This window comes from Pseudomonas sp. LF020 (assembly GCF_053456425.1).
Genome location: NZ_JBRFIX010000001.1, coordinates 845,209 through 870,999 on the forward strand (window position 1 = coordinate 845,209; position 25,791 = coordinate 870,999).

Annotated in this window: 22 protein-coding genes and 1 pseudogene; 17 read left to right on the forward strand and 6 right to left on the reverse strand. The window is 58.8% G+C overall.

Features of this window, described 5'->3' with window-relative positions:
* The first annotated feature begins 1 nt into the window (after position 1).
* From ACU680_RS03970 to fabF, 8 genes are all read left to right on the forward strand, one after another.
* On the forward strand, positions 2-1,618 hold the full coding sequence (locus ACU680_RS03970; protein WP_367085302.1) for a glycosyltransferase: 1,617 nt from the start codon (positions 2-4) through the stop codon (positions 1,616-1,618).
* Between the two features lie 11 nt (positions 1,619-1,629).
* Positions 1,630-2,886: a glycosyltransferase family protein gene (locus tag ACU680_RS03975; protein ID WP_367085301.1), complete on the forward strand. Its 1,257-nt coding sequence runs from the start codon at positions 1,630-1,632 to the stop codon at positions 2,884-2,886.
* 122 nt (positions 2,887-3,008) lie between these two features.
* Positions 3,009-4,184, forward strand: coding sequence for an acyltransferase family protein (locus ACU680_RS03980; RefSeq protein WP_400764240.1), 1,176 nt, complete (start codon positions 3,009-3,011; stop codon positions 4,182-4,184).
* Positions 4,185-4,301: 117 nt separating this feature from the next.
* Positions 4,302-5,333: an MraY family glycosyltransferase gene (locus ACU680_RS03985; RefSeq protein WP_400764243.1), complete on the forward strand. Its 1,032-nt coding sequence runs from the start codon at positions 4,302-4,304 to the stop codon at positions 5,331-5,333.
* 93 nt (positions 5,334-5,426) lie between these two features.
* On the forward strand, positions 5,427-7,421 hold the full coding sequence (locus ACU680_RS03990; protein WP_025113105.1) for a polysaccharide biosynthesis protein: 1,995 nt from the start codon (positions 5,427-5,429) through the stop codon (positions 7,419-7,421).
* A gap of 113 nt (positions 7,422-7,534) precedes the next feature.
* On the forward strand, positions 7,535-7,870 hold the full coding sequence (locus tag ACU680_RS03995) for a ComEA family DNA-binding protein (RefSeq protein ID WP_400764245.1): 336 nt from the start codon (positions 7,535-7,537) through the stop codon (positions 7,868-7,870).
* Between the two features lie 212 nt (positions 7,871-8,082).
* The gene (locus ACU680_RS04000) at positions 8,083-8,880 is read left to right on the forward strand and encodes an SDR family NAD(P)-dependent oxidoreductase (protein ID WP_448178689.1); all 798 of its coding nucleotides are present in this window, start codon (positions 8,083-8,085) and stop codon (positions 8,878-8,880) included.
* A gap of 17 nt (positions 8,881-8,897) precedes the next feature.
* Positions 8,898-10,172 carry a beta-ketoacyl-ACP synthase II gene (fabF, locus tag ACU680_RS04005; protein WP_448178690.1) on the forward strand — a complete coding sequence of 425 codons (1,275 nt, stop codon included), beginning with the start codon at positions 8,898-8,900 and terminating at the stop codon, positions 10,170-10,172.
* On the opposite strand, the gene ACU680_RS04010 is transcribed toward fabF, so the two are convergent.
* The 3 genes from ACU680_RS04010 to eat all read right to left on the reverse strand — a co-directional run bounded on the left by ACU680_RS04010 (position 10,169) and on the right by eat (position 12,616).
* The gene (locus ACU680_RS04010) at positions 10,169-10,726 is read right to left on the reverse strand and encodes a TetR/AcrR family transcriptional regulator (protein ID WP_367085295.1); all 558 of its coding nucleotides are present in this window, start codon (positions 10,724-10,726) and stop codon (positions 10,169-10,171) included. The genes fabF and ACU680_RS04010 overlap by 4 nt on opposite strands.
* A gap of 137 nt (positions 10,727-10,863) precedes the next feature.
* On the reverse strand, positions 10,864-11,031 hold the full coding sequence (locus tag ACU680_RS04015) for a DUF2897 family protein (RefSeq protein WP_003226857.1): 168 nt from the start codon (positions 11,029-11,031) through the stop codon (positions 10,864-10,866).
* A 220-nt stretch (positions 11,032-11,251) separates the two neighbouring features.
* Positions 11,252-12,616: an ethanolamine permease gene (eat, locus tag ACU680_RS04020; protein ID WP_448178691.1), complete on the reverse strand. Its 1,365-nt coding sequence runs from the start codon at positions 12,614-12,616 to the stop codon at positions 11,252-11,254.
* Positions 12,617-13,042: 426 nt separating this feature from the next.
* Between eat and kdpF the strand changes: the two genes are divergently transcribed.
* From kdpF to ACU680_RS04050, 6 genes are all read left to right on the forward strand, one after another.
* Positions 13,043-13,132 carry a K(+)-transporting ATPase subunit F gene (kdpF, locus tag ACU680_RS04025; protein ID WP_007963673.1) on the forward strand — a complete coding sequence of 30 codons (90 nt, stop codon included), beginning with the start codon at positions 13,043-13,045 and terminating at the stop codon, positions 13,130-13,132.
* Between the two features lie 8 nt (positions 13,133-13,140).
* Complete coding sequence (gene kdpA / locus ACU680_RS04030) at positions 13,141-14,835, forward strand: potassium-transporting ATPase subunit KdpA (protein WP_400764252.1); 1,695 nt, start codon at positions 13,141-13,143, stop codon at positions 14,833-14,835.
* A 10-nt stretch (positions 14,836-14,845) separates the two neighbouring features.
* On the forward strand, positions 14,846-16,909 hold the full coding sequence (kdpB, locus tag ACU680_RS04035; protein ID WP_448178692.1) for a potassium-transporting ATPase subunit KdpB: 2,064 nt from the start codon (positions 14,846-14,848) through the stop codon (positions 16,907-16,909).
* Between the two features lie 244 nt (positions 16,910-17,153).
* Positions 17,154-17,699, forward strand: a complete 546-nt coding sequence (gene kdpC / locus ACU680_RS04040) for a potassium-transporting ATPase subunit KdpC (protein WP_329696219.1) — start codon at positions 17,154-17,156, stop codon at positions 17,697-17,699.
* Positions 17,700-17,814: 115 nt separating this feature from the next.
* Positions 17,815-20,466: a DUF4118 domain-containing protein gene (locus tag ACU680_RS04045; protein ID WP_448178693.1), complete on the forward strand. Its 2,652-nt coding sequence runs from the start codon at positions 17,815-17,817 to the stop codon at positions 20,464-20,466.
* A 48-nt stretch (positions 20,467-20,514) separates the two neighbouring features.
* The gene (locus ACU680_RS04050; protein WP_115989197.1) at positions 20,515-21,213 is read left to right on the forward strand and encodes a response regulator; all 699 of its coding nucleotides are present in this window, start codon (positions 20,515-20,517) and stop codon (positions 21,211-21,213) included.
* A gap of 95 nt (positions 21,214-21,308) precedes the next feature.
* On the opposite strand, the pseudogene ACU680_RS04055 reads toward ACU680_RS04050, so the two are convergent.
* Together ACU680_RS04055 and ACU680_RS04060 are read right to left on the reverse strand one after the other, a co-directional pair.
* Positions 21,309-21,638: pseudogene (locus ACU680_RS04055) on the reverse strand (IS110 family transposase); the annotation flags it as partial.
* A gap of 247 nt (positions 21,639-21,885) precedes the next feature.
* Positions 21,886-22,932 (reverse strand): patatin-like phospholipase family protein, encoded by a 1,047-nt coding sequence (locus ACU680_RS04060; RefSeq protein ID WP_108592473.1) that lies wholly within the window; start codon positions 22,930-22,932, stop codon positions 21,886-21,888.
* 215 nt (positions 22,933-23,147) lie between these two features.
* Between ACU680_RS04060 and ACU680_RS04065 the strand changes: the two genes are divergently transcribed.
* The 3 genes from ACU680_RS04065 to ACU680_RS04075 all read left to right on the forward strand — a co-directional run bounded on the left by ACU680_RS04065 (position 23,148) and on the right by ACU680_RS04075 (position 25,287).
* A complete protein-coding gene (locus tag ACU680_RS04065; protein WP_007963692.1) occupies positions 23,148-23,426 on the forward strand; it encodes a hypothetical protein in 279 nt (92 codons plus the stop codon).
* A gap of 79 nt (positions 23,427-23,505) precedes the next feature.
* Entirely contained in the window at positions 23,506-24,270 is a 765-nt protein-coding gene (locus ACU680_RS04070; protein ID WP_448178694.1) for a CHAD domain-containing protein, read from the forward strand.
* Positions 24,271-24,492: 222 nt separating this feature from the next.
* Positions 24,493-25,287: an acyl-CoA thioesterase gene (locus tag ACU680_RS04075; RefSeq protein ID WP_448178695.1), complete on the forward strand. Its 795-nt coding sequence runs from the start codon at positions 24,493-24,495 to the stop codon at positions 25,285-25,287.
* A 5-nt stretch (positions 25,288-25,292) separates the two neighbouring features.
* Here the strand turns inward: ACU680_RS04075 and ACU680_RS04080 are convergent, their stop codons facing one another.
* Positions 25,293-25,658, reverse strand: a complete 366-nt coding sequence (locus ACU680_RS04080) for a DUF962 domain-containing protein (RefSeq protein WP_448178696.1) — start codon at positions 25,656-25,658, stop codon at positions 25,293-25,295.
* Between the last annotated feature and the right edge of the window lie 133 nt (positions 25,659-25,791).

Here is a 25,791-nt window from a genome sequence, read left to right on the forward strand (position 1 = left end):
AGTGGAAAAGCTACATTGGTCCGTTGATTCGTTAGTACTGCGGAACCAGACTTATTTTGGATTTGGCTGGGCTTTTCACGAAGAGAAGGTGATCGTAGGCGTTAAACTGGCGGTCAAGACCAAAAATGGCTCTTTTCAAGCAATTCCGGCTAGCTACGGGAATCCGAGGGAAGATGTCTCCTCTCATTTTTCCGGCAAGCAAAATGCCTTGCATTCCGGTTTTGTTATGTACGGTAGTTGTAAAGCCGATGCCGAAAATGGTGATAACTTATTTCTTTTGATTGAGTTTGCCGATGGTGCTTCGGTAGAGCTTCCTGTCTCGGTTTCCTCACTAATTTCTTTAGAGAAAACGTCAGCCAATGCGTTGCCATTGGCGAAGCAGTTTTGGGCGTTTTTCAAGCGTGGATTGTCGTTGATCAGGCAGTTGAAGTTTAAATTGTTGGTCGAGAAAATCCAGCGATATACTCGTAACCGTCCTTCGGGTTCGTTAAATGATGTGTCGAACGCACGCGATCAGTTGGGTGTTACGGGCTCGCAATCCTCGGTCCTGATTATTGATCATGATCTGGGTGGTGGTGCCAACCATTATCGCGAACGCCTGGTCGCAGAAAAAATTCAGGAAGGGAAAGTTGTTTATATTTTCAGCTTCCATATTGCCACATTGTCTTATGTCCTCATGGTCAGGAAAGGCGCGACGAGTGAGACATTGTCGATTCCCGGCTACGAGTTTCTGATCGAGCTGTGCAAGTCGCTGAAGATTGACGAGATCGTCTACAATACGGGCGTTTCATTTGCACGCTCGGAAGAGATCCCTCAACTTATTATTGAACTGAAAAAAGAGCTCAATTCAAAGTTGCTGTTGCTGGTCCACGATTTTTTCATGGTGTGTCCTTCACACTTCCTGATCGATGACACCAACAAGTATTGTGGTATTCCCGACCTTAGCAAGTGCCAGTCGTGCTTGTTGAATAACCACAACGGTTTTACTTCGCTGTTCAGTGCTCGAGATATGCATCAATGGCGAGCGCTGTGGGGAACTGTCCTCAGTGTTGCGGATGAGGTGCGTACCTTCTCCACCAACACGCTGGAACTGCTGTGCAAGGCTTATCCATCTATTGATTTGTCGCGCGCCGTGGTCAAGCCGCATGTGGTTGAATACATCGATTTTGGCGCAGTGAAACCTTCCCAGACCTCCGAACTCAGAATCGGGGTGGTGGGGCAGATCGGGCTCCATAAAGGGGCTCAGATTGTCCAGCGTTTGTCTGAAGAGATCATGAGTCAGCAGCTTGACATCAAGATTGTCATCATCGGTTCGATCGAGACGCAGTGTGATGCGTCGGTGGTTACACAAACCGGCCACTACAAGCATGACGATCTGGCAAAATTGATCGAATCCTCGGGCGTGAATGTCATGCTGTTCCCGTCCATTTGGCCAGAAACGTTCTCTTACGTCGTCCAAGAGTTGATGGAAATGAAATTGCCCGTAGCCAGTTTTGATCTAGGGGCACCCGCAGAACGTCTTGCCAGCTATCAAAAAGCGCTCATACTCAAGAACTTCGACGTGCCGTCAGTTCTGAGTGAGCTGGTAATGTTTCATAAAAGAATTTATTCGGTTTAGGAGTATTGGAAATGACTCAAGTGCACGTTTTCACCAGCGCAGCATTCAACTACATTCCGAAAGTGAGGATGTTGTTCAATTCGCTGCGTGAGCACCATCCAGAATGGCGCCTGCATTTGGCTCTGGCTGATGAGTTGCGTGACAATATTGACCTGAGCAGCGAGCCTTTCGACGAGGTCATTCCTCTCAGCGAATTGAATATTCCACACTGGAAAGCCTGGGCGTTCTGCCACACCATCGTTGAGCTTGCCACTGCCATCAAGCCATTCACGTTGTCACGACTGCTTGCGTTGCCGGATACCGCCAAAGTTATCTATCTGGATCCGGACACCGTCGCCTTCTCGCGCCTGGATGACATCGTTGCTGCACTTGATGAATCCAACGTCGTGTTGACGCCACACCAGATTACACCTGAGTCCAGCCTTGCGGCAGTGATGGACAACGAAATCTGCAGCCTGAAGCACGGTGTCTATAACCTGGGTTTCGCCGCCGTTGCAGCAACAGATACCGGTAAGGCCTTCGCCAACTGGTGGGGTGAGCGGATTTACCACTTCTGCCGTGCCGACATTCCGAATGGCCTGTTTACTGACCAGAAGTGGATCGACCTGGTACCTGCGCTGTTTGAAGGTGTCGCGATCATGCGTACACCTCGCCATAACGTCGCACCATGGAACCTGACCACTCGTGAAATCACTATTGATGACAACGGGACTTACCTGGTGAACGGCGAGCCTTTGGGCTTTTATCACTTCACCGGTTTTGACAGCGGTGCTCACCGCGTCATGGCGGCGAAAAATGGCGGTACCAACTCGGCAGTCAGCAAGCTGGTTAACTGGTACGACGATGAAACCAAGAAGCTGGCGGAAGATCCGCTTGCCAAAGAAGTGTGGGCCTACGGTCAATACTCTGATGGCACTCCGATCAGCAAGGGCGCCCGCGCTGTTTATCGTGAGCGTATCGACTTGCAGCGTGCGTTCCCGGAACCGTTCGATGCCACCGGTTACAAGGCTTGGTGGGAAACTCAAGGTAAGGTCGAATACCCGCAGTTCCACGACAAGAAGCAAGAAGCGGCAGCGTTGCTCGAGTTCTCGCGAGTGCTGACCCCAGGTTTTCGTGGTGGCATGGAAACCGTGGACTGGTCGCGCCTGGGTGGCCTGCTGAAGCAATCCATCATGAATCCGAGAACCGGTGGCGAGATGGCCAAGAAGGGCTGGGAAGTCCTGCGCAACCAGGGGCTTCGGGGTTTGAAGAACAAGCTCTTGGGTTAATGTTGCACATCGGCTAGCCCGTCATGCGGGCTGGCCGATTTTTTTATTGTCCTGTGTCCTGAGAATGGAATGAAGTCAGACGCACAGGGTAGTTCGACTCACACTGGCTTGATATTGCGATTATGACTACGGAAATTTTACAGCAGCGTCGATCTTTGCACTTTCCCTTGATCGATTTGTTAAGGGGATTTGCAGCTATATCTGTAGTGATTTATCACATCATCGAACACTTCTCATGGAAGGCGTTTCCAGCTGAAGGTATTTTGAGCTGGTTTCGAATTGGCTGGATGGGAGTTGACCTTTTTTTTGTAATTTCGGGTCTGGTGATCGGCCTCGCAGCGTTTTCAGGCATTGATAAGTTCGGTGCGCAAGGGTTTCGCGTGGATTTCATCCGGCGTCGTATCGCCCGGATCGTGCCACTTCATTACCTGACCATGCTCGTTTTCATCGCTTTCATTATGCCTGAGGTCATGTTTCAGGGATTTTGGGCAAATCTGCTGACGCATTTGTTTTTCCTGCATAACCTCTTTCCCGCCTTTCACGGTGCAATAAACGGCAGCAACTGGTCGCTGGGGACCGAGATGCAGTTTTACGCACTGATGGTGGTGGTTTCCCCGTGGCTGTACGTCGCTCGCATCTGGAAAGTGCTGTTTGCGTTTTTGATGGTGGCCTGGGCATGGCGGTTGGGGACGGTCTGGTTTGTTGAGCCTGATGCAATGGGACCCTTCAAGATCTTTCTGGTCTCGACACAGTTGCCGGGGATGCTGGATGAGTTCGCCATCGGTATTGTGATGGCAAAGTTGTTTCGCAGTGACTTGGGGCACAGGATTTTTGACTACTGTCAGAAGCTGCCTGTTGCCCTGGGCGTATGTGCCGTCGCCGCCGCAGTGTTTTATTTGATGCTTTCCATCTATTGGAGACACGCCAGTTTCTGGGACATCCCGGTGATGGTCGTGTTGTTCCGAACCTTCATTGCAGTGTCATTTGGCATGATCATTTTTGCTGCCTGCGTGATTACCCCAAGCGTCCAGGTCAAGCGCCTGTTGTGGCCGCTCACTTATCTGGGAGAGATCTCCTTCGGCATCTACCTCTGGCACCTTCCTGTGCTGCTTTCGCTCAAGCGTCTGAATTGGCTGAGCTTTGAACAAATTGTAGTGCTGGCTCTGGTGTTGACCATTACGCTGGCGTCCGTGTCCTGGCATTTCTTTGAGCGTCCACTGATGCAGAAATATGCCCGTTCGACTAAGAAAGTGTCGGTTCAGGAGTCTGTGCCGCAAGTGGAAAAAGCCGCTGTATAGGGGGCTAAAGATAAATGTGTTTCCAGTAACTGTTTTCTTTGCACATATCAGCGAAGTCACAATTACTGCGAAACACAGTGTCCTTGCTCGACGAGAATTACAGGGTGACGGGTTGTGATGGATTATTATTTTTTGTGGATGCTGTTGATCCTGGTCATGTCGTTTGCACTGACCCTTTACTTGCGTCATTACGCGCTGCACCGAAAACTTCTGGATGTCCCCAATTCGCGAAGTTCCCACTCAGTACCGACTCCACGTGGTGGTGGTGTGGCGTTTGTATTGACGTATCTTGTATTTCTGACACTTGCGTGGTTTTTCTCCAAGGTCGATAGTTCGACGCTTATGAGTAGCGCGGGAGCAGGGGCGCTCGTCGCAATAATTGGCTTTATCGATGACCATCGCCATATAGCTGCGCGTTGGCGCCTGATCGGACACTTCACAGCAGCCGTTTTGGTCATTGCTCCACTCGGTCCATTTCCAACGATCACGATGGCGGGTTTTGCGCTCGATATGGGCGTGATCGGGCTGGTGCTGTCTGCCGTCTATCTGGTCTGGATGCTGAATCTCTACAACTTCATGGATGGCATCGATGGAATCGCCGCAGTCGAAGCGGTGACAACCTGTCTGGGGATGGTTGTGCTGTACAGCATCACCCAGCATTTCGAACTGATCCTGGCGCCGTTGTTACTCGCCACCTGTGTTGCCGGCTTTCTGATTTTGAATTTCCCACCTGCGAAGATATTCATGGGCGATGCTGGCAGTGGCTTCCTCGGCGTTGTGTTGGCCGGACTCTCGCTTCAGGCCGCTTTCAAGCAACCCGAGTTAATCTGGCCTTGGTTGATCCTGATGGGAGTGTTTATCGTTGACGCGACATTTACTCTTTTGAGGCGTTTGCTGCGGGGCGACAAAGTGTATGAGGCTCATCGTTCGCATGCTTATCAGTTTGCCTCTCGTCAGGTGGGTAAACATCTGCCGGTTACGCTGTGCGTAGGATTGATTAATCTTTTCTGGTTGCTGCCCATTGCATTCTGCGTTGTGCGGCTTGATTTTCCGGGGCTGGCCGGCGTGCTGTTGGCTTATGTTCCGCTGGTACTGCTGGCTATTAAATATCACGCCGGTGCACTGGAAGGCGCCACTCAAGGACCATGACAATGGCGCATCCGGCTGACGGGTGCTGTATTCTTCAGGGATATTGCCTGAGTCGTGGACTTAGTATCGAAAGTTGATGAGAACGAAAGCATTATGGATAGATTTCGGGCTTTGTTACTTGGGTTACCTCGCCGCAAGAAAAGGCTGATTCAGGTAGCCACCGATGTCGTACTCGTTTGGTTGGCGCTTTGGCTGGCCTTCATTGTGCGCCTTGGTGTCGACGATATGTACAACCCTCTCAGGGCGCATTTTTGGCTGTTCGTATCAGCGCCGCTGATCGCGATTCCGCTCTTTGTGCGTTTTGGCATGTATCGGGCAGTCATGCGCTACTTTGGCAACGATGCCTTGATCGCGATCGTCAAGGCCGTGAGCCTTTCGTCGTTGATCCTGGCCCTCGTGGTGTTCTGGTACAGCAATCACGAAGCCGTTGTCCCGCGTTCCATCATCTTCAATTATTGGTGGTTGAGCCTGGTCATCATCGGCGGTCTGCGCTTATTCATGCGTCAGTACTTTATGGGCGACTGGTTTACCGCAGCGCAGCATGTTCCTTTTGCCAATCGTGATGACGGCCTTACCAAGGTTGCGATTTACGGTGCCGGTGTCGCCGGCAATCAATTGGTGGCTGCACTACGCATGGGCCGCGTCATGCGCCCGGTCGCTTTTCTTGATGATGATGCAGGTATTGCCGAGCGCTCCATTTCGGGTCTTCAGGTCTACAAACCCAAGCATATCCAACAGATGATCGACATGACGGGTGCGCAGGAGATTCTTCTCGCGCTGCCATCGTCGACCCGTGCTCGGCGCAGGGAAATCCTCAATATGCTGGAAGGTTTTCCGCTCCATGTTCGCAGCGTACCCAATTTCACCGATCTGGCCAGTGGCCGAGTCAAGGTCGAGGATATCCAGGAGGTCGACATTGCCGACTTGCTGGGACGCGATGCCGTGCCAGCACAGCCCGATCTGCTTGAACGCTGTATCAAGGGCAAGACTGTCATGGTCACTGGGGCCGGGGGGTCGATCGGTGCCGAGTTGTGCAGGCAGATATTTTCGCTAGGCCCGACCACGCTTCTACTGTTCGAACACAGTGAGTTCAATCTTTACAGCATTCTTTCCGAGCTGGAGCCGCGTTGCACCCGTGAATCAATTTCTGTGCGCCTGCTGCCCATCCTTGGCTCCATCCGCCATCAGGACAAATTGCTTGATGTGATGAAGACCTGGAAGGTTGATACGGTTTATCACGCGGCTGCGTATAAACATGTGCCAATGGTTGAGCACAACATTGCCGAAGGCGTGCTGAACAATGTCATTGGCACGTTGAACACTGCCCAGGCCGCATTGCAGTCCGGTGTGTCGAACTTCGTACTGATCTCGACCGACAAGGCTGTTCGCCCAACCAATGTGATGGGCAGCACCAAACGACTTGCCGAGCTGACACTCCAGGCACTGAGCCGTGAGGTTGCTCCGGTCCTGTTCGGCGACAAAGCCAATGTTTCCCGGGTCAACAAGACACGTTTCACCATGGTCCGCTTCGGCAATGTATTGGGATCTTCCGGATCAGTGATTCCACTGTTTCACAGCCAGATCAAGTCCGGCGGCCCGCTGACCGTCACGCACCCGAAAATCACCCGCTATTTCATGACCATTCCCGAAGCGGCCCAACTGGTCATCCAGGCAGGTTCGATGGGGCAGGGCGGCGATGTCTTTGTGCTTGATATGGGCGAACCGGTAAAAATCGTCGAGCTGGCGGAGAAAATGATCCATTTGTCGGGATTGAGCATTCGTTCCGATCGCAATCCTCAGGGTGATATCTCAATCGAATTCACCGGTTTGCGACCCGGTGAAAAGCTCTACGAGGAGTTGTTGATCGGCGATAACGTGGCGGCCACGCCCCATCCGATGATCATGACAGCCAATGAAGACCATCTTCCCTGGGACGCACTCAAGGTCAAGCTGAACGATCTGCTCGCTGCGGTAGATAGGGACGACTATTCCCGAGTTCGTCAACTTCTGCGCGAAACCGTCAGCGGTTATACCCCCGACGGCGAAATCGTCGACTGGATTTACCAGCAGCGCCGCCTCGAACCTTGATTGTTTCACATTCTGTAATAGACGAATTTTTGACACCTGCCCTCCATGGCCTAGGTTTGTAAGAGCAGCTTGGGAAAAGCTGCTTTCTCAAACCATGTCATGGAGTGTCATTTATGCGTAACGGTTTTTTCTACTCTCTGGTTTTTGCTCTGCTTACCGGTGCTTCAGTTGCCGTAATTGCAGCGCCTGCTGTTACTTCTTCCACCGAAAAGGCGACGATGGTGACTGATGCCCAGGCGCAGTCCCCGAGTGAAAAGGTCGATCTCAATGGTGCAGATGCGGCAACTCTGCAAAAGCAATTGTCCGGGATAGGCGAGGCGAAGGCCAAAGCGATTGTTGCGTACCGTGATGCTAATGGGCCATTCGCATCGGTGGATGAGCTGCTGGAAGTCAAAGGCATCGGCAAGGCGATTCTCGATCGCAATCGCGAGAAGCTGGAAGTGAACTAAGCTGATTATTCAACGCCAAGGGGCCGGTCATTGACCGGCCTTTCTGTTTTCGGGATGCCGGAAATTCGGTGGAGGGAGGCTCGCGCGTCTGTCGGCGAGTTGAAAATTACGGGTATCATATTGTCTTGGTATTATGCCTATAATAATTTCCGTCGCCTCCAGACCTGTGTGGGTTGGAGGTTAATGTTCCCCCCTGTTTCAGGAGCACCCTCATGAATTCGGTTCAGTCTCAAGGTACCGCTGTTGTCACCGGTGCATCGTCCGGTATCGGTGCCGTTTACGCACAGCGGCTGGCGGCGCGGGGCTTTGATCTGCTGCTGGTGGCCCGTGATCAGCAACGTCTGGAAAGTGCCGCGAGCCAATTGCGCGAAGCCCATGGTATTCAGGTCGAAGTGCTCAAAGCTGATCTGACGCGAAAGGATGATCTGCTGAAACTTCAGCAGCGCCTGCGCAGTGATTCGAGCATCAGCCTGTTGGTGAACAACGCCGGTGTGGCAGCCAATGGTCTGTTGGCCGATGCTGACGCCGAGCAACTGGAGCGCCTGATTCAGTTGAACGTCACCGCCGTGACCCTGCTGGCTGCGGCGGCTGCCGCCAGTTTCACTCAGGCTGGTCGTGGCACGATCATCAACATTGCCTCGGTGGTGGCGCTGTTTCCCGAGCGTTTCAACGCGACCTACAGCGCCAGCAAAGCCTACGTGTTAGGCCTGACCCAGTCGCTCAACACCGAACTCGAAGGCACCGGCGTCAAGGTACAAGCGGTATTACCGGGCGTTACCCGCACCGAAATCTGGGAGCGCTCGGGCATCGACGCCAGTGGCATTCCGGCGGAGATGGTGATGGAGGCGGGTGAGATGGTCGATGCGGCGCTGGCCGGTCTGGATCAGGGCGAGTTGATCACCATCCCGTCGCTGCCTGACGAAGGTGAATGGCAGGCCTTTGTTCGTGCACGACATGTCATGGCACCGAATCTGTCGCGCAGTTCGGCGGCTGAACGCTACAAGAACTGATCAGAGGTAACTGTGGTATGAGTCAACGTCGAATTGTTGTTACCGGCATGGGGCTGGTTTCTCCTTTGGGCAGCGATGTCGAGACTGTCTGGCAGCGCTTGCTGGCCGGGCGCTCGGGCTTGCGTAATTTGCCGGACGCGGTGAGCGCAGATCTGCCGACCCGCGTCGCCGGAATGGTGCCAACGGCGGCGGAGGACGTCGAGGCCGGTTTCGATCCGGACCTTGCCACGCCACCCAAAGAGCAAAAGAAGATGGATCGCTTCATCCTGTTCGCCTTGGAAGCGGCGCGCCAGGCGTTGGCGCAAGCCGGATGGCAGCCGTCCGAGGCAAGGGATCAGGAGCGCACCGCGACGATCATCGGCTCCGGTGTTGGCGGGTTTGGTGCAATCGCCGACGCCGTACGCACCACGGACAGTCGTGGCCCGCGTCGTCTGTCGCCGTTCACCATCCCATCGTTTCTGGTCAATCTGGCGGCCGGACATGTGTCGATCCAGCACGCTTTGAAAGGCCCGCTCGGCGCACCGGTGACTGCTTGTGCGGCCGGGGTCCAGGCGATTGGTGATGCTGCTCGGATGATTCGTGCCGGTGAAGCGGATATCGCGATTTGTGGCGGGGCGGAGGCGTGCATCGATCGGGTCAGCCTGGCCGGTTTTGCCGCGGCGCGAGCGCTATCCAGCGGTTACAACGACACCCCCGAACGCGCTTCGCGCCCGTTTGACAGCGGTCGCGATGGTTTCGTGATGGGCGAGGGCGCCGGTCTGCTGGTGATCGAATCGCTGGAGCATGCGCTGGCCCGAGGTGCTCAGCCATTGGCCGAGTTGGTGGGTTATGGCACCAGTGCCGACGCCTATCATCTGACCGCCGGTCCGGAAGATGGCAGCGGTGCACGACGCGCGATGCAGTTGGCGCTGGCTCAGGCAGGTGTCGCGCCTGATCAGGTGCAGCATCTCAATGCACATGCCACCTCGACCCCGGTCGGCGATCTGGGTGAGTTGGCGGCGATCAAAAGCGTGTTTGGCGAGCAGAACAAAATCGCCGTCACTTCCACCAAGTCCGCTACCGGGCATTTGCTCGGCGCGGCCGGCGGGCTGGAGGCGATCTTCACGTTACTGGCCATCCGCGATCAGGTTGTGCCGCCGACGCTCAATCTGGAAAACCCTGACCCGGCAAGTGCAGGCGTGGACATCGTTCACGGCCAGGCGCGGTCGATGCCGATCGAATATGCGCTGTCCAACGGCTTCGGTTTTGGCGGGGTGAATGCCAGCGTGCTGTTCAAACGCTGGGAAGGCTAGTCCTGATCTTTCTTCAGAGCGTCACGTGTGACGTCGAGAATCCGTTGGGCCAACTGCGGATTCTCGACGCTGCGTGCGAGCACCAGTGCGCCCACCAGTGTAGCCATGATAACAATGCTGCGATCAGCGGCCGATGAGCCCTCAAGTGTGCTTTGCACTTGTTCCAGTCGGCTGTTGAGCACCGCGTCGGTGGTCGGGCTGGGCTGACCGCGCAGACCCATTTCCGAGGACATGGTCGGTAACGGGCAGCCTTCGTGCGCAGAGCTGTAGTGCCATTCGGAGAGGTAGCTGTCGATGAATGCCTCCAGCGGGCGCGCCTCGGAGAACAGCATGGCGCAATGCGCGTCCAGCTGCGCTCCAGCCTCTTGCAGGGCTTTTTCCACCAGATCGTCCTTGGACTTGAAATGTGAATAGAACCCGCCATGGGTCAGCCCTAGTGCTCTCATCAATGGCTGCAAACCGGTGGCGCCGATACCGTCCTGGCGAAATCGTGCCGAAGCCTCCTTGATGATGCGCTGATGGGTCTGGGCTTTGTGATCCTGCGAGTAACGCATTTCGACTCTCCGCGACAAGGCCACCATCTTAACCAAGGAAAATTGAATGGTGACTGTACTTCTACTTCTAAAAAGCGTGCGGATAAGTCCAAATCCATAAAAAAACAAACCCCGCCGATTCTGGCGGGGTTTTTCGTTCAGCGATCCTGCGCGTCCTTGATGTCCGCTTCGGCGTTTCGCTGCGCAACGCGTTTGCGTTCTTCGTCGGTCAGTTCAACCTTGTTGGCGGTGTCGCGCAACATCATCAATCCGCCAACGATCGAGCCGATTGCAACGACCAGAATCAACCAGGCATACCAGGGCATAACGGCTCTCCTTAATGGCAGCTCGACGGGCGAGGGTTTCGCCAGCGACGCTGCATATCACTTATGAGCGAAGTGAGTTCGCAGTGGTTCCATTCTAGGCCCGATATCCCCGCCGCACCTTAATTCCTGTAGGAGCTGCCGAAGGCTGCGATCTGTTGACTTTGCTTTTTCAAAAACAAGATCAAAAGATCGCAGCCTTCGGCAGCTCCTACATGATGTGTTATCGCCCCGTGAGCATCGCATCGGCCGGCGCATCGGCGCGCAGTTGCCCGGTGAGCAGGAAGTAACCGAAGCCGACTGCCATGAAGCCGAGGAAAATCAGCCCGATCAGCGCGTTGAACCAAGCCATGGCGATCAGGCACACCACCGCCAGCACCAGTGCGATCAGCGGAATCAGCGGATAGCACGGCGCCCGGAAAGTACGTTCCAGATTCGGCTCGGTTTTACGCAGTTTGAACAGGCTGAGCATGCTCATGATGTACATCACGATCGCGCCGAACACGGCCATGGTGATCATCGCCGCGGTGAGGGTCATGCCGCCGAGGTTGATCAGGCCGTCGCTGTAGATCGCGGCGATGCCGATCACGCCACCGGCGATGATCGCCCGGTGCGGGGTCTGGAAGCGCGAGAGCTTCGCCAGCGACGCCGGCAGGTAACCGGCGCGGGCGAGGGCAAAGAACTGCCGCGAGTAGCCGAGGATGATCCCGTGGAAACTCGCCACCAGGCCGAACAGGCCGATCCACACCAGCATGTGCAGCCAGCCGGAGTTGTCGCCGACCACGGTTTTCATCGCCTGTGGCAACGGGTCGTTGATGTTCGCCAGGGTGCGCCAGTCACCGACACCGCCGGCGAAGAACATCACGCCCATCGCCAGCAGCACTAGCGTCAGAATGCCGCTGATGTAGGCCTTGGGGATCGTGCGCTTGGGATCCTTGGCTTCTTCGGCAGCCATTGCCGCGCCTTCGATGGCGAGGAAAAACCAGATGGCAAAGGGAATCGCGGCAAACATCCCGGCAATCGCTGGCGGCCCGAACACATCGGAGCCGGCCCAGCCGTTCAACGCAAAACTGCTGAAGCTGAACGCTGGAGCGACGACCCCCATGAACACCAGCAATTCGATCACCGCCAGCACGCAGACGATCAGTTCGAACGTCGCGGCCAGTTTTACCCCGAGGATGTTCAGGGTCATGAACACGATGTAGGCGCCGACCGCTGCGTGCTTCGGATCGAGGGCGGGAAACTGCACATTCAGATAAGCGCCAATCGCCAGGGCAATCGCTGGCGGTGCGAAGACGAATTCGATCAGCGTCGCCAGCCCGGCGATCAGCCCGCCTTTCTCACCGAATGCACGACGGCTGTAAGCGAACGGCCCGCCGGCATGGGGAATCGCCGTGGTCAGTTCGGTGAAGCTGAAGATAAAGCAGGTGTACATGGTCGCGACCATGAACGAGGTCACCAGAAAACCCAGTGTACCGGCCACGCCCCAGCCGTAACTCCAGCCGAAATACTCGCCGGAAATCACCAGCCCGACGGCGATGCCCCACAGGTGCAAGGTGCCCAGCGTGGGTTTGAGTTGTGTGTTCATGCGTATGCTCCCGGAACGGTTTGGAAAGCTCGGGGGAGGGCGTGTGCAGTGGGCGTGCCAGTCCTGTGCATCAGGTCGCAATAGGCTGAAAGCTGTCGTTATCCAAGATGTTCATTACCGGATGGGCACATTTTCGTGCGCCAGTTGGGTGCGATGTCGTTTGTGCTGCCGTCATCGCGGGCAAGCCCGCTCCCACAGGGATTCGAGTCGTTCACAGATTCCAGTACCACCGCCAAACCGGTGGGAGCGTGGCTTGCCCGCGAAGAGGCCCGCCCACACGACGCAAAACTCTACTGTAACGCCAGCATAAACCCACTCTTTACGCTTTCTTTATGCCTCTCAGCACCCCTCGGTCTCGTTCCTTTACAGCCTCCTTTCCGACAATGCCTCCACACGCGGCAATACGCCGTAAAACGGAGATCTTCCATGAGCGTTCTGGACGGGGTGTCCCTGCTGTTGGCAGCCGGGCTGTTCATTTATCTGTTGGTTGCGCTTTTGCGCGCGGACCGGAACTAGGAGCGGCTATGCACAGTTATGACTATTGGCTGATCCTCGCGTTTTTTGCGGTGGTCTTGCTGCCGGCGCCGTTCCTCGGGCGTTTTTACTACAAGGTGATGGAAGGTCAGCGCACCTGGCTGACGCCGGTTCTCGGCCCGGTCGAGCGCGGTTGCTATCGGATTGCCGGGGTGGATCCGCAGGCTGAGCAGAGCTGGCAGAAGTACACGCTGGCCTTGCTGGCGTTCAACCTTGCCGGGTTCCTGCTGCTGTTCGCGATCCTGTTGTTTCAGGATCACCTGCCGCTGAACCCGCAAAACCTGCCGGGCCAGGAATGGACTCAGGCGTTCAACACCGCGGTCAGTTTCATGACCAACACCAACTGGCAGTCCTACAGCGGTGAAGCGACCCTCAGCTACCTGAGCCAGATGGTCGGTCTCACCGTGCAGAACTTTGTCAGCGCCGCCACCGGTCTCGCCGTGCTGGTTGCGTTGTGCCGTGGCATCGGGCGCAAGTCGGCCAAGACTCTGGGTAATTTCTGGGTCGACATGACCCGCGCCACCCTCTATGGCCTGCTGCCTTTATGCCTGCTGCTGGCGCTGTACCTGGTTTGGCAGGGCGTACCGCAGACCTTCGCGCAATACGTCAATGCCGTCACCATGCAGGGCGTCGATCAAGTGATCCCGCTCGGCCCGGCGGCCAGCCAGATTGCGATCAAGCAACTGGGTACCAACGGCGGTGGCTTCTTCGGTGTCAACTCGGCGCATCCGTTCGAGAACCCGACCGCGTGGAGCAACCTGTTCGAACTCGCGTCGATCATTCTGATTCCGGTAGCGCTGGTGTTCACCTTCGGTCATTACGTGAAAGATCAGCGTCAGAGCCGCGCGATCATCGCCTGCATGCTGGCGCTGTTCCTGATCGGCGGTGCGACCTCGCTGTGGGCCGAATATCAGCCTAACCCGGCGCTGAACAACGTTGCTGTCGAACAGACCGCGCCGCTGGAAGGCAAGGAAGCGCGCTTCGGCACCACCGCCACCGTGCTGTGGTCGGTGACCACCACGGCGGCGTCGAACGGTTCGGTCAACGGCATGCATGACAGCCTCAACCCGCTCAGCGGCATGGTCGCGCTGGTGAACATGATGGTCGGTGAAGTGATCTTCGGCGGCGTCGGTGCCGGGCTCTACGGCATGTTGCTCAACGTGCTGATCGCGGTGTTCCTCGCCGGCCTGATGATTGGCCGCACCCCGGAATACCTCGGCAAGAAACTGCAGGCGCGGGAAGTGCAATTGCTGGTGGTGACCTTGCTGGTGATGCCGGTGGGCGTGCTGGTACTCGGCGCCATTGCGGCGGCTCTGCCTGGCCCGGCGGCGACCATCAGTAACCCCGGCCCGCACGGTTTCAGCCAGTTGCTCTATGCCTACACCTCGGCCAGTGCGAACAACGGTTCGGCGTTCGGTGGCCTGAGTGCCAACACCCCGTTCCACAACCTGATGCTCGGTCTGGGCATGTTGATCGGTCGCTTCGGTTACATCCTTCCGGTTCTGGCCCTGGCCGGCAGCCTGGCGATGAAGAAAAGCGCACCGATCGGCCAGAACAGCTTCCCGACCCACGGCCCGCTGTTCGTGACCCTGTTGACCGTGACCATTTTGCTGGTGGGCGGCCTGACCTTCCTGCCGACTCTGGCGCTCGGTCCGATTGCTGAACACCTGAGCATGGGCTTCTAAGGAATCGATCATGAATATGCATGTTCCTGCAAAATCTGCAGTGCCGACCCAGTCGGCAGAAGCACCGAAAACCGCGATTTCGGCCCTGTGGCGTCCAGCGCTGGTGCAAGCCTTCGTCAAGCTCGACCCGCGCCAGCTGGTGCGTTCGCCAGTGATGCTGGTGGTCGAACTGACCGCGATTTTCACCACCGTGCTGTGCTTCATCCCGGACAATGTCGTGCCGACTTTCGTCGCCGCGCAGATTGCTCTGTGGCTGTGGTTCACCGTGCTGTTCGCCAACTTCGCCGAGGCCTTGGCCGAAGGTCGCGGCAAGGCCCGCGCCGACAGCCTCAAGGCCGGCAGCGAAGGCCTCAGCGCGCGGCGCAAACTGGCCAACGGCAGCTTCCAGGTGGTGCCCGCCGCCAGCCTGCGCAAAGGCGACGTGGTGCGCGTCGAAGCGGGGGAGATGATCCCCGGTGACGGCGAAGTCATCGAAGGCATTGCGGCGGTCAACGAAGCGGCGATCACCGGTGAATCGGCGCCAGTGATTCGCGAGTCCGGCGGCGATCGCTCCGCGGTTACCGGCAACACGCGTCTGGTGTCCGACTGGCTGCTGGTGAAGATCACCGCCAACCCCGGTGAATCGACCCTCGACCGTATGATCGCGCTGGTCGAAGGCGCCAAACGCCAGAAGACCCCGAACGAAGTCGCCCTCGACATCCTGCTGATCGGCCTGACCCTGATCTTCCTGCTGGTGGTGGTGACCCTGCAACCGTTCGCCCATTTCGCCAACGGCAACCTGCCGCTGGTGTTTCTGGTGGCGCTGCTGGTCACGCTGATTCCGACCACCATCGGTGGCCTGCTGTCGGCCATCGGTATTGCCGGGATGGATCGTCTGGTACGGCTGAACGTGATCGCCAAATCCGGGCGCGCGGTGGAAGCGGCCGGTGACGTGCACGTGCTATTGCTGGACAAGACCGGCACCATCACCTTCGGTAACCGTCGTTGCAGCGCGGTGTATGCCGCGCCGGGCGTGAATGGTCGCGAACTGGCCGAAGGCGCGTTGTTTGCCTCGCTGGCGGACGAAACCGCCGAAGGCAAATCGATCGTCGAGTACTTGCGCGGTCTGCACCCACAGCCTGAGCCTGCGCTCGATAGCTTGACCGCTGTGCCATTCAGCGCGGAAACCCGCTTGTCCGGTGTCGACTATCAGGGCCGCGTTTATCGCAAGGGCGCCGTGGATTCGCTGCTGTCGTTCCTCGGTCAACAACGCTCCGATCTGGCCCCGGCGCTGTCGCGGGAAATCGACAAGATCGCGCAGAGCGGCGGCACGCCGTTGCTGGTCTGCGCCGACGGCAAACTGTTGGGCGCGATTCACTTGAAAGACGTGGTCAAGCCAGGCATTCGCGAGCGTTTTGCCGAATTGCGCAAACTGGGGATTCGCACCGTGATGGTCACCGGCGACAACCCGCTGACCGCTGCCGCGATCGCGGCTGAAGCGGGCGTGGATGACGTGCTCGCCGAAGCCACCCCGGAGAAGAAACTCGCGCGCATCCGTCTTGAGCAGAACGACGGTCGTCTGGTCGCCATGTGCGGCGACGGAGCCAACGACGCCCCGGCGCTGGCCCAGGCTGACGTCGGCATGGCGATGAACGACGGCACGCAAGCCGCACGCGAAGCAGCGAACATGGTCGACCTCGACAGCGACCCGACCAAGTTGCTGGACGTGGTGCAGATCGGCAAGGAATTGCTGGTGACCCGTGGCGCGCTGACGACGTTTTCCATCGCCAATGACGTCGCCAAATACTTCGCGATCCTGCCGGCGCTGTTCGCCGCGATCTACCCACAACTGGGCGTGCTGAACATCATGCAGCTGACCAGTCCGCAGAGCGCGATCCTCTCGGCGATCGTCTTCAACGCCCTGATTATCGTGGTGCTGATTCCACTGGCATTGCGCGGCGTGCGCGTGCAGGCAGCGAGTGCGGCGGCACTGCTGCGGCGCAACCTGCTGATCTACGGACTGGGCGGGATTCTGGTGCCGTTCGTGGGGATCAAGGTGATCGACATGCTGCTCACGGCTTTGCATTTGGTTTGAGGTTGGAAGAGCCCCTCACCCTAACCCTCCCGAAACGTCGGACCGCCCGTAGGGAGAGGGGACTGACTGAGTGGTTTATCAGAGGTGCATCGACCTGAGATACCGAGCTGAACACCGGTCCTGAGACGCACAAAGATCGGCTCCCTTTCCCCCTCGCCCCCTTGGGGGAGAGGGCTGGGGTGAGGGGGAAGAGATCCCCCTGACACCTCACAAAAGTTTGCCCAACGAATTCGAGGATTTTGCAATGTCCACAATGATACGTCCGGCCCTGAGCCTGCTGGTGCTGATGACCCTGATCACCGGCGTGGCTTATCCACTGGTGGTGACCGGCGTTGCGCAGGTCGCTTTTCCTGAACAGGCCAATGGCAGCCTGGTGCACGATGCCGACGGCAAGGTGCGCGGCTCGTCGCTGATCGCCCAGGATTTCGTCGGTGATGCGTGGTTCCATCCGCGTCCTTCGGCGGGTGCCTTCGCCACCGTGTCCAGCAGCGCCAGCAATCTTGCGCCGAGCAATCCGGCGCTGGCCACCCGGGTGATCGACGACGCCCACAAGTTGCAGGTGCCCGGTCAGGGGCCGGTGCCGTTGGCGTTGCTGACCACCTCCGGCAGCGGCCTCGATCCGCACTTGCCTCCGGCAGCAATTGCCTATCAACTGGCGCGTGTCGCGCAAGCGCGCAACCTGCCGGTGTCGACCTTGCAGCAATTGCTCGATGCGCACATCGAACAGCCGCTGGTGGGGCCACCGGTGGTGAATGTGCTGGAGCTGAACATGGCGCTGGAAAAGCTGTAAATCAAAAGATCGCAGCCTTCGGCAGCTCCTACACTGGATCGACCTGTAGGAGCTGCCGCAGGCTGCGATCTTTTAACATTTCACCCTCATTTCAAACCGAACAAGGCAATCCCCGATGAGCGACTCCGGCCGCGCCGACGCACTGTTAGCAGACCTGCCCCGCGACGGCCGTGGCCGGCTGAAGATTTTCCTCGGCGCCGCCCCCGGGGTCGGCAAGACCTACGCCATGCTCCAGGCCGCGCACACGCAACTGCGTCAGGGCGTGAAAATCATTGCCGGCGTCGTCGAAACCCACGGTCGCGCGGAAACCGAAGCGTTGCTCGGCGGTTTACCGCAGCAGCCATTGGTGCGTTCGGAATACCGTGGCGTGATGCTCGAAGAAATGGACCTCGACGGCCTGCTCGCCGCCAGACCCAAGCTGGTGCTGGTCGATGAGCTGGCGCACACCAACGCCCCCGGCAGTCGTCATGCCAAGCGCTGGCAGGATATTCAGGAGCTGCTCGCCGCCAGCATCGACGTGTACACCACGGTCAACGTCCAGCACCTGGAAAGCCTCAACGATCAGGTGCGCGGCATCACCGGCGTGCAAGTGCGCGAAACCCTGCCGGACTGGGTGCTGCAGGAAGCCTACGAACTGCTGCTGATCGACCTGCCGCCGCGTGAGTTGCTGGAGCGTCTGCGTGAAGGCAAGGTCTACGTGCCGGAACAGGCGCGGGCGGCGATCGATGCGTTTTTCACCCAGACCAACCTCACCGCACTGCGCGAACTGGCGATGCAAACGGCGGCCGCGCAGGTCGACAACGATCTCGCTCAAGGCTATCGCCAACTCGGTCAGGCGGCTCCGGCGGTGCGCGGGCGTTTGCTGGTCGGCGTCGATGGCGATGCGCATGCCGAACGCCTGGTGCGTCACGCCAGCCGCGTGGCCCAGCGTCGCCATTTGCCGTGGAGTCTGGTGCATGTCGACAACGGCACGGTGCGCGATGAACAGTCGCGCCTGCGCCTGCAAAATGCCCAGCAACTGGCCGAACGCCTCGGCGGCGAAGTGGTGTTGTTGCGCGCCGGCGAAGTGGCGAAAACCCTGATCCAGCATGCTGCCGAACGCCGGGCGAGTCTGCTGCTGGTCGGCCAGTCGCGGCCGAGTCTGCGCCGGCGGCTGTTCGGTGGCGGGCTCGCCGCACGGTTGCTGCGTCAGGCCCATGGCCTGGAAATCAACGTCCTCGATAACGACCATGAACACCCGCAGCCGCGTCTGCGGATGACGCCGACGCTGGTCTGGTTCGACTATCTGTTGGCGCTGCTTGCCACGTTGTTGGCCAGTGCGTTGGCGTGGGCGGTGTCGAGTATTTTGCCGCTGCCGAACATCTCGCTGGTGTTCCTCGCGGCAGTGTTGCTGGTGGCGGTGCGCAGCAGTTTGGGCCCGGCGCTGGCCTGTGCGGCGCTGTCGTTTCTGACCTACGACTTCCTGTTCATCCCGCCGAATTTTTCCTTCGCCATCCAGCGCGAAGAAGACGTTCTGACCTTGCTGTTCTTCCTGCTGATGGCGGCGCTCACTGGCAATCTCGCCGCACGCCAGCGCCGTCAGTTACAGGCGTTGCGCGACACCCAGGAAGAGACCACGGAGCTGCTTGATCTGTCGCGCAAACTGACTGCGGCGACGGATCGCCAAGCGGTGGTCAGCGCCGCCGCGCAGCACCTCAACGGCTGGAGCGATCTGCAATTGTGCCTGCTCAACCGCGACGGCCAGGGCGGCTGGAAAGTCGAGACCGGCGGGCCGCTGGAGTTCACCGAATCGGAACGCGCCGCCGCCGACTGGGCTTGGCAACACGATCAACCGGCCGGCATGGGCACCGGCACGCTGCCGTTTGGTCGCTGGTGGTGGTGGCCGCTGTCGGTGGAGGACGGGCCGCTGGCGCTACTCGGGGTCTGCGCCAAAGAGGGCCAGACCTTGAGCGGCCAGCGTCGACGTCTGCTCACCGCGTTGAGTCAGCCACTGGCGCAGGCACTGGCGCGGGCGCAACTGGCGGACGATCTGGAAGCCGCGCGCCTGCACGGCGAAACCGAGCAATTGCGCAGCGCTTTGCTGGCCTCGGTGTCGCATGATTTACGCACACCGCTGACCGCCATGCGCGGCAGCATCGACAGCCTGCTGGCGCTCGGCGAAGCGATTCCGCTGGAGGATCGCCGCGAGTTGCTCGAAGGCACCCGCGATGAAGCTGAACGCCTCGACCGCTACATCCAGAACCTGCTGGACATGACCCGCCTCGGCCACGGCGCACTGAAACTGGCGCGCGACTGGGTGGCGCCGGCGGACATCGTTGGCAGCTCGCTCAATCGCCTGCGCGCGGTGCTGGCGCCGTTGCAGGTCAGCACCGATGTGCCGGCCGAGCTGCCGCTGCTGTTCGTGCATGCGGCGCTGATCGAGCAGGCGCTGGTCAATGTGCTGGAAAACGCCGCACGCTTCTCGCCGCCACACGGTCGTTTGGAGTTGAGTGCCGGCGCCGATGACGAGGAGATTTTCTTCACGGTCAGCGATGAAGGGCCGGGGATTCCCGAAGACGAGCGGGCGAAGATTTTCGACATGTTCTACACCGCCGCGCGCGGTGATCGCGGCGGGCAGGGCACGGGGCTGGGTCTGGCGATCTGTCAGGGCATGGTCGGCGCGCATGGCGGACGTATAAGTGTCGCCGACGGCATTGACGGGCGCGGCACCAGCATCACCCTGCACCTGCCATTGCAGACGCAACCGGGGATGGACAATGAAGCCTGATCGCGACTGCGCTACTCTCTTGCCAATCTTTTGTGTCGATGTGAATTCATGAGCCAGACCGCGACCATTTTGGTCATCGATGACGAACCGCAGATCCGCAAATTCCTGCGCATCAGCCTCGCCTCACAAGGCTACAAAGTGCTCGAGGCCGGCACCGGTGCCGAGGGCCTGGCCCAGGCGGCGCTGAACAAACCCGACTTGCTGGTGCTCGACCTCGGCCTGCCGGACATGGACGGCCAGCAGGTGCTGCGCGAGTTTCGCGAGTGGGCCACCGCGCCGGTGCTGGTGCTGTCGGTGCGGGCCAGCGAAGGGCAGAAAGTCCAGGCGCTGGATGGCGGTGCCAACGACTACGTGACCAAGCCGTTCGGCATTCAGGAGTTTCTCGCCCGGGTCCGCGCGTTGTTGCGTCAGGCGCCGGCCGGCGAGGCCCAGCAAGCGGCGCTGACGTTCGGCCCGTTGACCGTGGATCTGGCCTATCGGCGGGTGCTGCTCGACGGTGCCGAAGTGGCGCTGACCCGCAAGGAATACGCGGTGCTGGCGCAACTGGCGCGGCATCCGGGGCGGGTGATCACCCAGCAGCAATTGCTCAAGGACATCTGGGGGCCGACGCATACCGAGGACAGTCATTACCTGCGGATTGTCGTTGGGCATTTGCGTCAGAAGCTGGCGGATGATCCGACGCGGCCGCGGTTTATTGTGACGGAGGCAGGGGTTGGGTATCGACTGATCAGTGATAACACTCTCTAGTCATGCGTTGACCAAACGGGTGCCATCGCTGGCAAGCCAGCTCCCACAGATTTCTCGGGTGTGATGGAAAACTGTGTATCGCAGAAACCCTGTGGGAGATAACGGGCAAGCAGTTTGGCGTCCAGCGCGTCGGTTTTAGCGCGAACATTCACTCCTTTGCGGTAATGACTCAGCTCGTAGCCACCGACCATGTAAATCGTGCACCCGGCTTCATGGGCCAGATCGGCGAACGCCAAGTGATAGATATTGGTCGATTCAATGGCCAGATCAACCGGTGCAGGCAAGGCTTTCAGCCATTTCTCGATCGCTGCCTTGTCATTGGAAATAGTCTCGAGCAGATCCAGCTCGGCCTGATAGATGACCAGCTCATTCTTGGCGACATCCACGCCCACGATTGGCTTGGAAACAGAAACCGACATTGCCATTGAACACCCCCCGAGATATGGTTTTGAACACTTGAAGGGATCACCCAGGGGCGCAGGCTTGTTCCTATCGTCGGTCTAGCCAGATGCATTCTTTATCGGCGCTTGGGTGAAAGGAGGAGGGGCGAAATCTCCCACGGATCTGTACTGCGTCAACAGTCAGAATCTGGCTTTGTCCCTCCTCCTCCCTTCAAGTCCCAGCATACAAGCTGGCTTGCCAGCGATGAGGTCCTGACAGGCAGCCGAGAACTTAGGGCTCTCTACTCTGCTCACTCTCATACCGATCCAGCGTATCCCGCGCAATCTCCCGTCCCAGCGCGATCAGTTCCGGCGCCTTGTAGAACTCGAAAAACCGGCACACGCGCTTCGGCACGTTGATCAGAATGTCCGGTGGATAGCCGGCGATCTTGTATTGCGCCAGCGAGGTCTGCATCACCTCGAAACTCTGGTTGATCAGGTCCAGCAGCGACGCCGGCCCGACATTGTCGATGATGAACGAGCCGGTGGCGGACTTCGGCGCGCCTTCGCGCTCGGGTGCCGCTGCCGGTTGCTGACTCTCCGGTTCGCTGCCTTCCAGCCATGGGTTGATGTCTGCCGCTTCGGCGCGCAAGGCTTCCTGTTCGAGCAACAGCAATTGTTCGGCCTGTTTGCGGCGAAACGGCATCTTCGAACCCAGCGAACTGAGCAGGCTGTCGAAGCGCGAACGAAACGCTGGCGGGCGCTGAATCACCGGCAATTTGTAATGCCGCTGGTTGGTTGCGTTGAGGTTGACCGCGATGATCAGGTCGCAATGACTGGACACCACCGGCACGATCGGCAACGGATTGAGAATGCCGCCGTCCACCAGCATCCGGTTGCCCTGCATCACCGGGGTGAACAGGCTGGGAATCGCCGCCGAGGCGCGCATCGCCTGATGCAGGCAACCTTCCTGAAACCAGATTTCCTGCTGGTTGGTCAGGTCGGCGGCGACCGCGGTGTAGGGGATGCGCAGGTCTTCGATGTTGATCTCGCCGACGATCTTGCGGATCTGCCCGAAGACCTTTTCGCCACGAATCGCCCCGAGGCGAAAACTCACGTCCACCAGCCGCAGCACATCCAGATAATCGAGGGATTCGATCCAGGCGCGGTACTCGTCGAGTTTGCCCGCCGCATAGATCCCGCCGACCACTGCGCCCATCGAACAACCGGCAATGCAGGCGATGTCGTAACCGCGTCTTTCGATCTCCTCGATGACCCCGATATGGGCATAGCCCCGGGCGCCACCGGAACCCAGTACCAGTGCGACACGCTTTTTCATCCAGCTTCCTCCCCGACAAGCTTGCACAATGCACCCATCCGGGGGCGGGCGACAATCGTCAGGGTCGTTCGGGGCGGCAGGGGCGTCGTTTTTTCGATACTCCATGACCACTCGGCGCTATCCTTGGTCACCGCAGATTCATGGGCCGCCAAGGCACTTTTCCCTTGGCGTAACGTCTTACCTGCACGACTGTTGACCTATTTGAGGTGTAAGTGATGAAAGCCTGGATCTGTGTGCCGTTGATTGCGCTGGCATTGGCCGGTTGCGCTGGCAAGACTGCTTATCGTGACAGCTGTGGCAGTCAGCTCGATGCGGCGTGGCATGAACTGGATCTGGCCAAGGCCGAAGGTTTTGCCGGCACGGTCAGCTACTCCAAGGCGCTGTCGCTGTTGACCGCAGCCAAGACCCAGCAGCAATTCGAAGGCTTTGAAGGCTGCAGCAACAAGGCCGAGAAAGCCCGTTTCTATATTCGCGAATCCCGCGCCGGGCGCTAAGCTGCTGACTTGACGCAAGGATGCGCCTGCCTTGCAGCGGCAGACTGGTCCTTCAAGCCATTTGAATCAGGAGCGAGTGATGTCAGCGTTGGTGGATCGGTTGGTGGCTCATGTCCTGAGCCTGGAAGTGCGACTGCTGGCCTGTCAGGCGCGCCTGACTGCGCGTACCGACCCCGAGGCGCTGCATGATTTGCGCACCACGGTGCGGCGCTTGCGCAGCCTGTTGCGCCCCTTGCGTGGCTTGCCGGGTGTCGAGCAACTGGAAGTGGCGGCATCTGCGGTGGGGCAGTTGACCACACCGTGGCGCGACCGCGAGGTGTTGGCCGCCTACCTGCTCAAGCACGATCAACCGCAAGCCGCACAGCGACGCATGGCGCAAATGGACGAGGCCTATCCAGCATTGGCCGCGAGCGCCGAAGTGGCTTCGTTGCTGATCATCCTCGACGCCTTCCCGCGATTCCTGCGTGCTTCCGAGCGTCAGGGGCTGCTCAAGGGCCTGGGCAAGCGCATCGAAAAACGCCTGCACAAACAATGGAAAAAACTCGACGAGGCCCTGCACGATCCGGCCCATGACCGCCATCGTCTGCGCCTGCTGATCAAGCGCGTGCGTTATGGCATCGAAGCCTACCCGGAACTCGATCGCCTGCCTGAATCAGCGCTGGCGCGATTGAAGTCGGCGCAGGGCGCGCTGGGCGACTGGCACGATTGCTGGCAGTGGCTGGCGCGGGCCGAGCTGGAAAGCGATCTGCAACCGTGCGTCGCGACCTGGCAGGCGGGCCTGATCAAGGCTGAAGCCAAGGCCGATCGCGTGCTGGATAAACTCAGTTCAGCCTGCTTCAAATAATCTCGAAATCACCCGGCCCCTGTAGGAGCTGCCGAAGGCTGCGATCTTTGTTTTTTAAAATCAAAAGATCGCAGCCTTCGGCAGCTCCTACAGGGGTTTTTCTTTGCATGGGAAATCGGGGTAAGGCCTTTCTGTCAGTCCATTTGACCGGAATAGACGCTGCGGCGCTCTGCCATGCTGGTTAAGATCGCTGCATTCCTTTTTTCGCTTGCCGAGGTTGTCATGCGCTTTTCCGATCTGATTGAGGCGGTTCGCCGCGATCCAGAACTGACCATTCCTGCCGAATGGGGCCAGGGTCGAGCCAGTTTTGGTGGCCTGGTCGCGGCGCTGCAATACGAAGCCATGCGCGCCAGGGTGCCGGCCGAGCGCCCGGTGCGTTCGCTGGCGATCACCTTTGTCGGCCCGGTGGAGCCGGGCGTCCCGGTGCGTTTCGAAGTCGATGTGTTGCGCGAAGGCAAAGCGGTCAGTCAGGTGTTGGGTCGGGCTGTGCAGAACGGTCAGGTGGTGACGATTGTGCAGGGCAGCTTCGGTGCTTCGCGGCCTTCGGAAGTGGCGGTCGAGGCCTACCCGGCGGTGGAAATGAAACACTGGGACGAATGCCCGGAACTGCCCTATATCAAAGGCGTGACCCCGGAGTTCATGCGGCATCTGGCGATGCGCTGGAGTGTCGGCGGCATGCCGTTCACCGGCAATCAATCGCGGCAGATGGGCGGCTGGGTGCGCTTGCGTGGCGATGTGAAGGAAGAGCCGGTCAATGAAGCGCATCTGCTGGCGCTGGTGGATGCTTGGCCGCCGGCATTGTTGCCGTACCTGAAGAAACCGGCACCGGGCAGCACGCTGACCTGGACCATTGAATTCGTGCAGCCGCTACGCGACTTGAGCACGCTGGACTGGTGCAAATACCTGGCGGACATCGAGTACGCCGCCGACGGCTACGGCCATGTCGCCGCCAAGCTGTGGAGCGCGGAGGGGGAGTTGATTGCCATGAGTCGGCAGACCGTGACGATTTTTGCCTGAGTCACTCAGTGCCGACGGTGGCGCTCACGCCAGGCGCGCCACCAGCCGCCGCTGAGGAAAAACCGTGGAAAGGTCAGGAACTGCTCGACCAGCAAGCGTGACACCGCATCTTTGCGATCACTGAACGGCTCGGAGGCTTGCGCCTCCAGGCTGTGGCCGTGGCGCTGCAGACCCAGCGCCGCGACGATACCGATCATACCAATGGCGACACTGGCCAGACTCAGGCTGAACACCCCGGACACGATCAGCAGAAACGCAACGATGAACAGCGGCACGGCAATCAGGTGCAACACCAGATTGGTCGGGTGCTGGTGATTGTCCGGGTACGCGCGCCATTGCCACGCGGGAAGGTTAGGGTGACGTTTGCCCATGTTGACTACTCCTCGATCCATGTTGAACACATGCTTGAAGAATAGGCCGGGGCAAGGGGGGAGGCGAATCAAGGTTGGCTATGGTGGTGATAGGCGTCATCGCCGGATTCGATGTTGACCCGGCTGACGCCTT